This is a genomic window from Paenibacillus sp. VTT E-133280 (assembly GCF_002264385.1).
Taxonomy (GTDB): Bacteria; Bacillota; Bacilli; order Paenibacillales; family Paenibacillaceae; genus Paenibacillus_AQ; species Paenibacillus_AQ nitricinens.
The window spans coordinates 1-12,981 of sequence record NZ_NFUX01000112.1 but is presented as its reverse complement, the minus strand read 5'-3'; the positions used below and the strand labels follow the sequence as shown (position 1 = coordinate 12,981).

Annotated in this window: 11 protein-coding genes and 1 riboswitch; all 11 genes read left to right on the top strand. The window is 44.6% G+C overall.

Annotated elements, in window-relative coordinates; genetic code table 11:
• Positions 1–265: 265 nt before the first annotated feature.
• The 11 genes from CA600_RS29195 to purB all read left to right on the top strand — a co-directional run bounded on the left by CA600_RS29195 (position 266) and on the right by purB (position 12,783).
• Positions 266–1,021, top strand: coding sequence for an acyl-[acyl-carrier-protein] thioesterase (locus CA600_RS29195; protein ID WP_094874608.1), 756 nt, complete (start codon positions 266–268; stop codon positions 1,019–1,021).
• A gap of 183 nt (positions 1,022–1,204) precedes the next feature.
• A complete protein-coding gene (locus tag CA600_RS29190) occupies positions 1,205–1,789 on the top strand; it encodes an RNA polymerase sigma factor (protein WP_094874607.1) in 585 nt (194 codons plus the stop codon).
• Entirely contained in the window at positions 1,767–2,918 is a 1,152-nt protein-coding gene (locus CA600_RS29185; RefSeq protein WP_256990057.1) for a DUF4179 domain-containing protein, read from the top strand. The genes CA600_RS29190 and CA600_RS29185 overlap by 23 nt, the downstream gene beginning before the upstream one ends.
• Before the next feature lie 181 nt (positions 2,919–3,099).
• The gene (locus CA600_RS29180; protein WP_094874605.1) at positions 3,100–4,719 is read left to right on the top strand and encodes a hypothetical protein; all 1,620 of its coding nucleotides are present in this window, start codon (positions 3,100–3,102) and stop codon (positions 4,717–4,719) included.
• 113 nt (positions 4,720–4,832) lie between these two features.
• The gene (locus CA600_RS29175) at positions 4,833–6,968 is read left to right on the top strand and encodes a DNA topoisomerase III (protein ID WP_094874604.1); all 2,136 of its coding nucleotides are present in this window, start codon (positions 4,833–4,835) and stop codon (positions 6,966–6,968) included.
• 150 nt (positions 6,969–7,118) lie between these two features.
• Positions 7,119–8,321 (top strand): MFS transporter, encoded by a 1,203-nt coding sequence (locus CA600_RS29170; RefSeq protein WP_256990055.1) that lies wholly within the window; start codon positions 7,119–7,121, stop codon positions 8,319–8,321.
• 110 nt (positions 8,322–8,431) lie between these two features.
• On the top strand, positions 8,432–8,695 hold the full coding sequence (locus tag CA600_RS29165; RefSeq protein ID WP_094874602.1) for a DUF1294 domain-containing protein: 264 nt from the start codon (positions 8,432–8,434) through the stop codon (positions 8,693–8,695).
• Between the two features lie 40 nt (positions 8,696–8,735).
• Complete coding sequence (locus tag CA600_RS29160; protein ID WP_094874601.1) at positions 8,736–9,170, top strand: universal stress protein; 435 nt, start codon at positions 8,736–8,738, stop codon at positions 9,168–9,170.
• Positions 9,171–9,446: 276 nt separating this feature from the next.
• Positions 9,447–9,548: riboswitch (purine riboswitch) on the top strand.
• A 216-nt stretch (positions 9,549–9,764) separates the two neighbouring features.
• Positions 9,765–10,250, top strand: coding sequence for a 5-(carboxyamino)imidazole ribonucleotide mutase (gene purE / locus CA600_RS29155; RefSeq protein WP_042124025.1), 486 nt, complete (start codon positions 9,765–9,767; stop codon positions 10,248–10,250).
• Between the two features lie 53 nt (positions 10,251–10,303).
• On the top strand, positions 10,304–11,482 hold the full coding sequence (gene purK, locus CA600_RS29150) for a 5-(carboxyamino)imidazole ribonucleotide synthase (RefSeq protein WP_094874609.1): 1,179 nt from the start codon (positions 10,304–10,306) through the stop codon (positions 11,480–11,482).
• A 5-nt stretch (positions 11,483–11,487) separates the two neighbouring features.
• Positions 11,488–12,783: an adenylosuccinate lyase gene (gene purB / locus CA600_RS29145; protein ID WP_094874600.1), complete on the top strand. Its 1,296-nt coding sequence runs from the start codon at positions 11,488–11,490 to the stop codon at positions 12,781–12,783.
• Positions 12,784–12,981 lie beyond the last annotated feature (198 nt).

The following is a 12,981-nucleotide window of genomic DNA, read 5'->3' as shown; positions in this document are numbered from 1 at the left end:
TCCTGGGAGAGTAGGACGTTGCCAAGCACACGAAGCCATTGTTGATAAATCAACAATGGCTTTTTTGTTCCCTTTATCGGTTGATTTAAATAATGTGGATAAGTTATGGGGAAATAACAAAAAAATAAAAGTTACTAACATGTGGATGAAATAATTAAATTTATTCATAATTGAAAGTAGTCCCCATTTTATGTGGATAGAGCAGTGGTATATGTGGATACTTCAAATAAATGCAAGGATTTACTGCATTGTAGGGGGATAAACAATGGAGAACCATACTAATCTTGTGTGGATAGAGCAATTTTCTGTACATGCGAGTGACACGGATTATCGCTCAAAAGCGAAGTTATCCTTTATTTTGGATGTAATGCAATGCGCAGCGGACTTCGCCGTGGGTAATTTGGGGATAAGTGTAGAAGAAATGCTGAATGCAGGAATGGGCTGGATGATGATTACGTTAGATCTTGATTTTAAGCGTATTCCTCGCCCAAATGATGTGCTTAGTGTACATACCTGGAGTAAAGGTACCAAAGGGGCTTTATGGCAACGGGATTATCGTATTTTGGATGCAGATCATATAGAGATTGCCAAAGCGCGTTCTATATGGGCTTTAGTAGATATTGAGAAGAGAAAGATACTCAGACCGAACGCTCTTCCAGTTCAAGTTAAGCATTATAATGGCGATTCAGTAGGCGATATGCCTGTTAAGGTAACGATCCCTACTGATATTACTATGGAAGAAGCTTATCGGTATCAGGTAAGATATAGTGGGCTGGATAGCAACGGACATTTGAATAATGCCCGATACGGAGATTTATGTTGTGATGCACTCAGTTTAGCGGAATGTGATAATGCGGAGTTCACACGCTTCCGGATTACTTATCTACAAGAAGCTAAGTTTGGGGATGAACTGGTCATTTTACGTTCAGCTGTAACGGATGATGGTATATATGTCCGTGGCCAGAATAGGGATATTGTATTTTTTGAAGCATGTATTGAGTGGAAAGATATGAATAAGTAAAAAGTTTATAAATATGGAATATTATTATAAAAGCGATTTGTCCGAGCATCAATCGGGGCAATCGCTTTTTTATTTGAATATAGTTGATGATTTTAACATATTTGGAATAAATCTTTGAGCCTGTCACAATTCAAGAGTCTACATTCGTTATATAGTTGTAGTCAATAACAAGGAGGTGATTCTTTGGAACATCGCAGCCCCGGGGTCCCTGTGAATCAAACGTTAATTGAAGAGGCTATAAGTCAGGTTCTTGAAGGTAACCGAGAAGCCTATAGAACTATAATACAAGCCTACGAAAGAAAGATTTATACGTATTGTTATTATATTTTAAGAAGTCATGAAGAAGCAGAGGATGCTGTGCAAGATATATTTGTAAAAGTGTATCAGGAACTCAGACGTTATGAGAAACGAGTATCTTTTAACGCATGGCTGTATAAAGTGGCCTATCATCATTGTCTGGATCAGATTCGTAAACGCAAAAGACGGAACAGACTGATTCAGCTTTATAAAACACTGCAAACCAAGACTTATTATGAACTTAACGATGAATCTCCGGTGGAGCAACTGTTTAGCAATCTCACAACAGAAGAAAGTAACATGCTAATCCTTAAAGTGGTAGAGCAATATAGCTTTGAAGAAATGGGCCAGATCATGGGTTGTAGCCCGTCAATGTTGCGTAAGAGGTATGAACGGTTACGTAAGAAGCTTGTTTCAGAAAAAATGTATCAGGGAGGGAAACATCTTGATGAAGTGGCAAAATCGAACTGAAGAGCAGAGGTTTCAGCAGATTGCTGAGACTGTCCGAAGTCATGAAATGCCGATAACTAGCTATAGTGAACAAATAATGAATCGAATAGAGAAGATGGAAGTTCAGGGAAATCGACAAAAGAACACAAACGGCAAGTTGTTTAAGAAAACGTTGATTGCAGCCTGCACAGCTGCGGTAGTTGGAACTTTGATTATTGGAACTGGTCTAGTATCTCCCGCCTGGGCAGACAAGCTGAGCCAGGTTCCTATTCTAGGAAGTATTTTTAGTAATTTAGATGATTCGGGACTGAAGAATGCTGCTGAAAAAGGACTTACAACTAATCCAGACGTTAGTATTACTCATGATGGAGTAACCTTGAAAATTAGTGATGTAATGTATGATGGAACACGTCTAGTTTTGGGGTTCGAAAGAGAAGGTATTAATAACGATCTCGTAATGGCTAAGATAACGAACTTTTGGAATAATGATTTTGATCAATCTGTAAAAGGGTTGCTTGGCATGCCTGTAGTTAAACTCCCTAGTGGGAAAGAAGTGACGTTTGGTTCTTCAAGAACAGGCGATATCTACGGGCAACCGAACACACTTTTACTAGAGCTTAATGAGGTTCAAAACACCGAGGAATTTGGGGATGAATTTGAGTTAAGTGTAAGTGTACCCGTAGCTCAAATCGAAGAGCCATTCGTATTTCAAGTACCCGTGAAAAAAGTAACTGAGGAGGCTATAAGGCTTACTCCAGATCAAACGAAGAGCAGAGGTGCGTTTAGTTATACCGTTAAGAATCTAGATATTACACCGGCGACGACTAGAATAGTTATTAATAGTACGGGCGCAGTTCCTGTATCGCCAGAACAAACAGGGGAGTATAGTCCAACGGAAGTGTTCTATCAGATTGAAGATGATCAAGGGAACATCATTGAGCCGTACAATCGGGGATATGATTTGTATCCGGCTATACCACATCTTATAGAAGATAAAATATATGCTGAATTCTCAGAAATACCGAAATATGTAACCATCAAGCCGTATACCTGTACGTTTGATAAGGATTTGAACCTTTTGAAAGATGCTGATGGACAAAGAATAAAAACGTTCTACGAAGAGCTTGAACTAACGATTCGGATTCAATAAGAGATTTGATAAAGGTAAAAAGGATATAGTAAATCTTTGTAATGAAAAGCACCCCGTAGAGCTGAAAATCCAGTGGGTGCTTTTTTGTGGTGGAATTTCTGTCAAATAATGCATAGTGTAAATTAATTCCATATGATTTAATGAGAGGGAGCAACTATTAATAAATGTAAGGATGGATTATATGTTTAAGAAAAATTGGATAAATGTAGGACTGTTACTAATTATCATATTTCTTTTGCAGCCCACCGATGTTTATGGAAAAGCAGAGATATCAGTAAACGAATATACTAAAATTAATTTTAGTTTCTATGGTGATGTTGAAAAAAATCTGATAATTCCAAGAGTTATTGTCTCTACAATTGATCGTTTTACAGGAGAGGGAAAAGAAGAACTATATTCTTTTGAAGAGAAAGCTTTTCCTCCACCAGTTGGCTACAATATCGATGATGAGTATGGTGGTTCAAAGGGGAAAACCGGGAGATATGAGTTTACTTTTGGTTTATCTAATAGAAGTTATAACTTAAACTCAGGACTCGCATTCAAGGCTTATGGAAGCTACAATGATATTTTCACGAAGGTTGAATATGCTGAAGATTATACATCATTTCACAATGAAGGTACTGCAAGAACTAAATTATACGCTTTTGATCTTGCTTCGAAGACACTAACTCTTCTGAAAGAAGGGACTGCAACATCGGATATTAGAGAAGTATTTATAGAGGCTGATTTGTACACGATCTCCGATAGACTTTTGAAACAAACTCAAATATTTACTTTGTCTAAAAATACATATGTTACTTCAGTGCCATTTACAACAGAATACATAAATAGTACAACAATTAAAAATGATTTTAATTGTATGCACAATGAGGATTGTTTTTTACCAACAGCAGGAACATCAATAAGTAATAATTTAGTTATCTATAAAAATGGTAAGTATTATGAGTTGGGTGAGAATAGTTCAATGATCGAAATTAAAGCGGACAAACATAACTGGTCAGATTACCATTGGAGGATTGTTGTAAATAATCATAGATTTGAGGAAAGGCGTATCAAAGGCTTCGATCGAATTACTACTACTGATGCAAACGGTAAAGTTACTGTCATTTCAACACCAAAAGCATCACCACGTGGTGTTTTCATTTCTCCAAATCATAAATTTCTAGTACTATTTGAACACCAATGGATAGATAAAAATGGTGAGTCAGTGTCGGGCGATTATCAGTTGATCTTATATGATATTGAAAAACAGAAGAAGGTTCGTACAATAAAGCTTCCTTATAAGTTGGATGTTAATTCATATGAAGTGAAATGGTATTCGAATACGGTTATAGAATATGTACCTTTTGTATCTAGTAATCAATATGATTTTAGAAATATCCAAATAGATCTTATGACTGGAATTATGACCAGAGATCTTCACAGCTACAATAACAGCTACTCTTTTAAGTACATTAATGCTAATTATAATGCACAGGGTTTTACCTTTGTTAGACCACTTGAGATCCTTTATAAGGATAAGCAAATTATATATACTAAGCAGCCTTCGTTCGAAGGAGCTAACGGACTGGTGTATTGTTCAGTTAAGGATCTGGCACATGGTTTGGGTGCAGTTATAAAAGCTGAATCAGGGAGGATTAAATTGACCTTAAATGGGAAGACAGCTACAGTAGATTTAAGTGATGAACAGGTTATTATGTATGACGGCACGGCTTATGCACCTATAAAGAGTATTGTCATAAAGCTGGGACTTCAGTATAAAAGAGAGAGTCATTATTCGACTCGGATTTTGCTTGAATAAATTATAATCATTCCATCAATCCTCTGACCGAAAGGTTCGGGGGATTTTTTTGCTGAAGTAAACTAACATTCATTTAATGCTATAATAAAATTTGGTATGGAAAGGGGAGCATTATGAAGACATTAGTATTGGCGGAAAAGCCGTCTGTTGCACGCGAGATTGCACGAGTTATGGGTTGTAATAATAAACAGAAGAGTTATATTGAAGGTCCAAAATATGTGGTTACCTGGGCGCTGGGACATTTGGTCGGCCTGGCAGAGCCCGAGGATTATAATAAAAAGTTTGCAACTTGGGCCTTGGAGGATCTGCCGATTTTACCGGAGAAGGCAAAGCTGAAGGTGCTGCGTGAGACCAACCAGCAATACAAAGCTGTTCAGCATCTAATGAAGCGTCAGGACATTGAGGAGCTTATTGTTGCGACAGATGCTGCCCGTGAAGGGGAACTGCTGGCTCGCTGGATTATGAATATGGCAGGGTGGAAAAAGCCATTCCGGCGGCTATGGATATCCTCACAGACTGATAAGGCAATTAAAGAGGGATTCGCAAAGCTCCGCCCCGGTCGGGAATTTGATCGTCTGTATGAATCTGCACGTTGCCGCGCAGAGGCGGATTGGATGATTGGACTGAATGTCACGAGAGCACTGACATGTAAGTTCGGTTCGCCGCTCTCCGCAGGGCGGGTACAAACGCCGACATTAGGGATGATCATGGATCGTGAACAGGAGATTACGGGTTTCCGTTCCGTTGATTTTGAGACATTGACTGCAGATTTTGGGGATTTCCAAGCGGCTTGGCGGGCTAGTAACGGAGATGGGCGGATATTCGAAAAAGATAAGACAGCAAGTCTGAAGGATAAGCTTACTGGGCACAGCGGCCGTATTATAAAGGTGCAGAAGAGTGAAAAGAGCGAGCCTCATCCTCTAGCTTATGATCTGACTGAATTGCAGCGTGATGCGAACCGGAAGTTCGGCTTCTCTGCGAAGCAGACTTCCAGTGTGCTTCAGCGTTTATATGAGCAGCATAAGCTAGTCACTTACCCGCGTACGGACAGTCGTTACTTAACCTCAGATATGACAGGCACACTTAAGGAAAGATTGGACAGTGTGGCTGTCGGTCCATATGCGGCGTTGGCACGTCCACTGCTGCGCAAACCGCTGCCGATTACGAAGCGAATTGTGGATGATAGTAAAGTAAGTGATCACCACGCTATTATTCCTACAGAGCAGACTGTGTTGCTAAATGGGCTGAGCACTGAGGAGCGTAAGCTGTATGATCTGATCGTGCGGCGTTTTATCAGCTTGTTCTACCCACCTGCTCGTTATGATGCGGTAGCTGTTACTGTCAACACGGAGGGCGAGAGCTTCCATGTCAAAGGAACAACAGTAAAAGATGCCGGCTGGCGTGAAGTGTACGGCGGAGATATGAGTAACGATGATGACGAGGAAGCATCGGACGAGCCAGCAGCTGGCAGTGTAAAACTGCCTGAGCTGCGCGAAGGGGCAACTGTCACGATTGGCCGCTGTATGGTGCGTCCTGGACGGACACAACCACCGAAGCGTTATAATGAAGCTTCGCTTTTGACGCAAATGGAGAAGCATGGACTGGGAACCCCGGCGACGCGTGCGGATATTATCGAGAAGCTGGTGAGCTCTGATACGATTGAGCGTCAGGGGAATCTCCTGCATCCGACAGGAAAAGGTAAGCAGCTTATCGAGCTGGTATCCACCCAGCTACGGACACCAGATCTAACTGCGCGCTGGGAAGCTGAACTCGAGAAAATTGCGCGTGGTCAAGGTAAACCGGAGCTCTTTTTACAAGGCATCCGCAGTATGGCACAGGAACTGGTTACAGGTGTCAAAACTAGTGGAGCAGAATACAAACCACATAATGTCTCCAACAGTAATTGTCCGGAATGCGGTACAAGACTACTCGAGAAAAAGAGCAAACGGGGTAAGCTGCTTGTGTGTCCTGCAGATAACTGTGGATATACCCGTGCTGGAGAGAAAAGACTATCGAATCGCCGCTGCCCTCAATGCCATAAGAAAATGGAACTTAAAGAAGGTAAAGCTGGCATGTTCGTACAATGTTTGGGTTGTGGCATCACAGAAACCTTGGATAAGGATCATAAGCATGTGAATAAACGCGAACAGCAAAAGCTGGTGCAGCAATATAGTAAGCAGGAAAGCATCGGTTCTAACCTTGGGGAGCTGCTGAAAGCAGCGCTCGAAGGGCAAAAGAAGGATAAGTAAAGGGGATAAGTAGAGAGATTTAAATCTATTGTAATCCTGAAGGCTGCTGAGCGTGCTCAGTAGCTTTTTTTCTGTTCACGTAAGTTTTTGTAGTCTACGGATAGGCTTTGAATTAGAATGTTAAGCAAATACATAGAGCAGGTGATGAGGGTGGAAGCTCAGCAGGTGAATCAATTGAAAGCAGCAGATCGTCCACAGGCACAGGGTGGCAGCAGGTTTTTCTTTCTCGTTATTGTATTTATGTTCTGGTTCTCTTCTTATATTTATGTCCCGGTGCTTTCACCTTATGTGGAGCATTTGGGAGCATCATATTTTATGGTAGGCATGGTGCTAGGCGTATATGGGTTGATGCAAATTCTGTTCCGACTGCCCATTGGGATTGGTTCGGATTATTTGAATCGGCGAAGGCCGTTTATTTATCTGGGACTGATTGCGAGCGGAGCCAGCTGCTTTCTTTTTATGTGGGGGGCTCAGCCTGGTTGGGCACTGGCAGCACGTGCCGTATCCGGTATAGCGGCTTCGGCATGGGTGGTGTACACTGTGATGTTCGCGGGATATTTCCCGAAAGAGGAAGCTGGAAAAGCGATGGGCATGCTGCAATTCACTACGGTAATCGCCCAATTGTCCAGTATGATGATTAGTGGTTACATGGTGGAGCATTGGGGCTGGAACACCCCGTTTCTGATTGGCGGAATTGTAGCTATTGCGGCGCTGCTGCTTGCTCTACGATTGCCTGAACAAAAACAGGAGAAACGTCAAAATGCGATCCAGATCAAGGACCTGGCAGGTGTGATGAAGGAGCCACTTCTGGTAAGAGTCTCACTGTTGTCTGTATTGGCACACTGTGTGCTATTCATAACGATGTTCGGCTATACGCCAAACCAAGCCCTGAATATCGGAGCAAGCAAAGAAAGCTTGGGCTGGCTGACGCTCGCTTTTATGATTCCGCATGCAATCGCGACGCTCTATGGTTCACGGACATTTGGAAGGCTGCTAGGAGACAGGGGAACGCTTCTCTTAGGCTTTGCGGGGAGTGCACTGTTTACACTTCTTATTCCTTCTATGCCGACGTTAGCGACGCTCTGTCTGACTCAGATAGGAAACGGATTTATGCAGGGACTTATTTTTCCATTGCTGCTAGGCAAGTCGGTATCCGAAGTAGATCCATATAAACGCGCAACCGCTATGGGTTTCTATCAGGCTGTCTATGCGGTAGGCATGTCGGCAGGTCCGTTCGTGGCAGGCTGGATGAGTGCTGTGTATGGTTTGACTGGAGGGTTCTGGCTAGGCGGGATTGCTGCGGCGCTTGCTGCGGTATTGTCATGGGTATGGATGAAGGATGCACAGAAGTGAGACAAAAAAGGCAGATAGCGAAGTTATCAGCACGTGTAAGGATGATTGGTTTTTTGAGAAAAAGAGGAATATAATAGAGATAGATAGGAAGCAAGGAGGAGCCCGGGAGAATGGTCAAGGTTATAATGTTGTGGTTTGTGGTAATTAATATAATCGGGTATGTCGTCATGTCCGAAGACAAGAACAAAGCCCGTAAACGGCGAGAACGTGTCCCTGAGAAGACGCTTTTTCTGCTGGCAGCTATGGGCGGGGCATTAGGCGTGCTGATTGCCATGTATCGTAAGCGCCACAAGACGCGACATATGTCCTTTAGGATCGGAATTCCCTTTCTTCTGTTGCTGAATATTTTTTTGTACAGCTATTTTTTAAGGTGATAGTCATTATGATTACAAACTAGAAAAAGAGGTGGCGTACATGTTATTCTCTAAAATTTTACTCGCCTATGATGGATCTAAGGCTTCTAATCAGGCTTTGGAGCGCGCAATTGAACTCGCAAAAGTAACGCCGGGCTCTACGATGCATGTCGTACACGCATTTGAATTCCCAAGATTTTTTATCGGAGAAGCTCTAGCACCACTGCCAGCTTCAGTGAATAAAGAATACTATGATTTAGCAGTGCAGACTACGGAAGAAGTAAAGGGACGTCTTGAGGCTGAAGGCTTGCATGCTGAGGTTGAGCTTTTACAAGGATCTCCTGCTGAAGTGATTTTGAAATATGCTAAGGAACATGCGATAGATGTAATTGTTATCGGCAGCCGCGGACTTGGCGGAATACGTGAATTTGTTCTGGGAAGTGTGAGCCACAATGTAGTGCAAAGTGCTCGCATTCCAGTGCTGGTAGTGAAATAATATAAAGTTAAAAGGGACGCTTATGGCGTTCCTTTTTTCATTGTTAAGAAACTATAAGACGGAATGTAAAGCCATAAAGGGATGATATATATTCGAATGAGGCCTAATCTACACTTTATATAACATCTGTTGTTAGAGCGAAGAGTGTACGGAAAGAAGTCTTTATCAGCAGAATTAAGGGCTATTGAGAATTTAAATGAGCCAAAAAACGAACGTTTATTATTATGCATTTATCAATGTTCGTGTTTGAGTTGACATCCTGTGTAGGGGATTGTTAAACTGATGTCATGAGCAACTCGTATAAAACCGGGAATATGGCCCGGAAGTTTCTACCCGGGAACCGTAAATTACCGGACTACGAGGAAATAGGATAATAGAATGCAGCAATGCATACGGTCCGGGTAACGGAGTGATGCATGATGTCGTTTTCCGCCGCTTCATGGCAGTCTAGTAATAGGCACGCGGATTATTTTTTCCTAATTTCTTTACTAGTCCGATCCTCCCGCAGCAAAATGCGTCTGGTCATCGGGCTTTTTTTATTCGAATTTACAAGATAAAGATATCCATACTAGTGACTGGAAGGTAGGTCGAATCATGTCTGTACAGGTAGCTGTTATCATGGGCAGTAAATCGGATTGGGACACGATGGAGCACGCTTGTGCGGTGCTTGAAGAGCTGGGATTATCTTATGAGAAGAAGGTAGTATCTGCGCACCGGACGCCGGACTTAATGTTCAGCTATGCGGAGGAAGCAGCGGGCCGGGGCATTCGTGTTATTATTGCAGGAGCGGGTGGTGCTGCGCATTTGCCGGGTATGGTGGCTGCAAAGACGATCCTGCCTGTGATTGGAGTGCCAGTGCAGTCGAAGGCGCTTAATGGGTTGGATTCGCTTCTCTCCATCGTACAGATGCCAGGAGGCATTCCAGTGGCAACGGTAGCCATTGGTAAGGCAGGAGCCATTAATGCAGGTCTCCTGGCCGCACAGATCATCGGAGCGTTCGATCCGGAAGTGCAGCAGCGCGCGCAGCTGCGCCGGGATGCGATCACGGGCGAAGTGCTTGAAAGCAGCGACAGCTTATGAGACCAGAGGAGCTGAAGCTGCAGGAGGCTGGCAGCGCTAATTCGCCAGCCGCTATGGATGCGTCCGGCACGGACACCGTCCGGACGCTACTGCCCGGCGCGACCGTCGGCGTGCTCGGCGGCGGGCAGCTAGGGCGCATGATGGCGCTGGCCGGCAGCGCCATGGGGTACCGCTTCGTGGCGCTGGACCCTGCGCCGGATGCGCCTAGCGGCCAAGTTACGCCGCAGATTACGGCGGCGTATAACGACCGGGACGCGGCGCTGGAGCTAGCCCGCCGCGCGGACGTCATCACGTACGAGTTCGAGAACGTCGACGCGGGCGTTGCCGCGCTGTTGACGGAGGAATCGTACGTGCCGCAGGGCAGCGCGCTGCTGTATACGACGCAGCATCGGCTGCGCGAAAAAGCCGCCATCGAGGCGGCAGGCGTACCCGTCGCCCCGTACCGGAAGGTGGACAGCCTTGCGGAGCTGAAAGTGGCGGCGGCTGAACTTGGACTTCCCTGTGTGCTGAAGACCGCCACAGGCGGATATGACGGCAAAGGCCAGGCTGTGATCCGTCAGGAAGAAGAGCTGGAAGAAGCCTTCCGCCAGGTAGCACCCGGAGCCGTTGTGCCGGAACTGGTGCTTGAGAAGTTCATAGCTTTTAAGTGTGAAATATCCGTTGTTGCCGCACGCAGTGCTTCTGGAGAGGTTAAGAGCTTCCCACCTGCTGAGAACATACATGTGAATAATATTTTGCATCTGTCCATTGTGCCTGCAAGAGTATCAGAAGAGATTCAGCGGAGAGCATGTGAATTGGCAGAGACATTAATCGCTGGACTAAATGCGGTTGGACTGCTGGCAGTAGAAATGTTCGTCACAGAGGACGGTCAATTGTTCGTCAATGAGCTGGCACCAAGGCCGCATAATTCCGGGCATTACACCATGGACGCTTGCGCGACTTCACAGTTCGAGCAGCATGTCCGGGCGATTTGTAATCTGCCGCTGGGCCACACAACGCTTTTGACACCTGTAGTTATGGTGAATGTACTAGGTCAGCATTTGGATGGCGCCATTAAAGCGACCTGTACACAGGACGAAAAAGATAATAAGCTGGGTGTTGTACCTAAGCTTCATATATATGGCAAGACTGAGAGTAAGACCGGCCGCAAGATGGGCCATATCAATCTGCTCTGCAAGGATACCGGAGACGGTTTGTCCTGGGTGGAGCAATCTAAACTTTGGAGGAACTAAAGAATATGATCGAACGTTACAGCAGACCTGAGATGCGAGCTATTTGGACGGAGGAAAATAAATTCAAAGCGTGGCTTGAAGTTGAGATTTGTGCTTGTGAAGCATGGGCTGAGTTGGGCGTAATCCCGCACGAAGACGCAGCTAAACTGCGTAAGGACGCTAAATTCGACATCGCACGCATTGATGAAATAGAACAAGAGACTCGTCATGACGTTATCGCCTTTACACGTGCGGTTTCCGAGAGCCTTGGCGCAGAACGCAAATGGGTTCACTACGGTCTTACTTCTACTGACGTGGTAGATACAGCACTGGGTTACTTGCTGCGTCAAGCGAATGAGATTCTAGAGAAGGATATCATCAACTTTATTGAGATCCTTAAAGACAAAGCGGTTGCTTACAAAGATACGCCGATGATGGGCCGTACGCATGGTGTTCATGCTGAACCAACTACTTTCGGTCTGAAAATGGCGCTGTGGTACGAAGAAATGAAACGTAATTTGGAGCGTTTCCGCCATGCAGCGAATGGTGTGCAGTTCGGTAAAATCTCCGGTGCCGTAGGTACTTACGCTAACATCGATCCTTTCGTAGAAGAATTCGTTTGCCGTAAGCTCGGTACAAGCCCAGCTCCAATCTCTACACAAACTCTGCAGCGTGACCGTCACGCTGAATACATGGCTGCTCTTGCTTTGGTAGCGACTTCGCTAGACAAATTCGCTACTGAAATCCGTGCCCTGCAAAAGAGTGAGATTCGCGAAGTCGAAGAAGCTTTTGCAAAAGGTCAAAAAGGTTCATCCGCTATGCCGCATAAACGTAATCCGATCGGCTGCGAGAACATTTCCGGTCTATCCCGCGTTATTCGCGGACATATGGTTACAGCTTACGAGAACGTACCGCTCTGGCATGAACGCGATATCTCGCACTCCTCTGTGGAACGTATTATCCTTCCGGATGCGACAATGCTGCTCAACTACATGCTGAACCGTTTCGGAAACATCGTGAAGAACCTGACTGTATTCCCAGAGAACATGAAGCGTAACATGAACCGTACGTTCGGCGTTCCTTTCTCTGGTCGGATCTTGACTAAATTGATCGACAAAGGTCTCAGCCGTGAGCAAGCGTACGATACCGTTCAACCTCGTGCTATGCAAGCATGGGAAGAGCAACAACAGTTCCGCGATATAGTGGAAGCTACACCTGAGATCACTAATGTTCTTACCCCAGAAGAAATTGAAGATGCATTTAACCCTTCTTGGCACCTTAAGCATGTGGACACCATCTTCCGCAAGCTAGAGCTTATCTAAAAAATAGGTGCGTTAATGGTTGGGTCGATAAGGGACGAATTCCTCGGAATGAGACCTTAGAGATCCTAAAAAGCTAAGTTAGTGGTGAACTGAGGAACGCTGCAATAAATGCAAAGCTGGATGGGGGAGCACTGTAGAGGAGGTTTGGAACTGTAGAAGCGTCAGCGTTCGCCTTTATCCTCGGATTTCTACCGCGAG

What these genes read in the sequence shown, in the direction of transcription:
- purK (WP_094874609.1), top strand. Translation starts at nt 10,304, where the DNA reads ATGGATGCGTCCGGCACGGACACCGTCCGGACGCTACTGCCCGGCGCG.
- CA600_RS29180 (WP_094874605.1), top strand. Translation starts at nt 3,100, where the DNA reads ATGTTTAAGAAAAATTGGATAAATGTAGGACTGTTACTAATTATCATA.
- CA600_RS29185 (WP_256990057.1), top strand. Translation starts at nt 1,767, where the DNA reads ATGAAGTGGCAAAATCGAACTGAAGAGCAGAGGTTTCAGCAGATTGCT.
- CA600_RS29165 (WP_094874602.1), top strand. Translation starts at nt 8,432, where the DNA reads ATGGTCAAGGTTATAATGTTGTGGTTTGTGGTAATTAATATAATCGGG.
- purB (WP_094874600.1), top strand. Translation starts at nt 11,488, where the DNA reads ATGATCGAACGTTACAGCAGACCTGAGATGCGAGCTATTTGGACGGAG.
- CA600_RS29175 (WP_094874604.1), top strand. Translation starts at nt 4,833, where the DNA reads ATGAAGACATTAGTATTGGCGGAAAAGCCGTCTGTTGCACGCGAGATT.
- CA600_RS29195 (WP_094874608.1), top strand. Translation starts at nt 266, where the DNA reads ATGGAGAACCATACTAATCTTGTGTGGATAGAGCAATTTTCTGTACAT.
- purE (WP_042124025.1), top strand. Translation starts at nt 9,765, where the DNA reads ATGTCTGTACAGGTAGCTGTTATCATGGGCAGTAAATCGGATTGGGAC.
- CA600_RS29160 (WP_094874601.1), top strand. Translation starts at nt 8,736, where the DNA reads ATGTTATTCTCTAAAATTTTACTCGCCTATGATGGATCTAAGGCTTCT.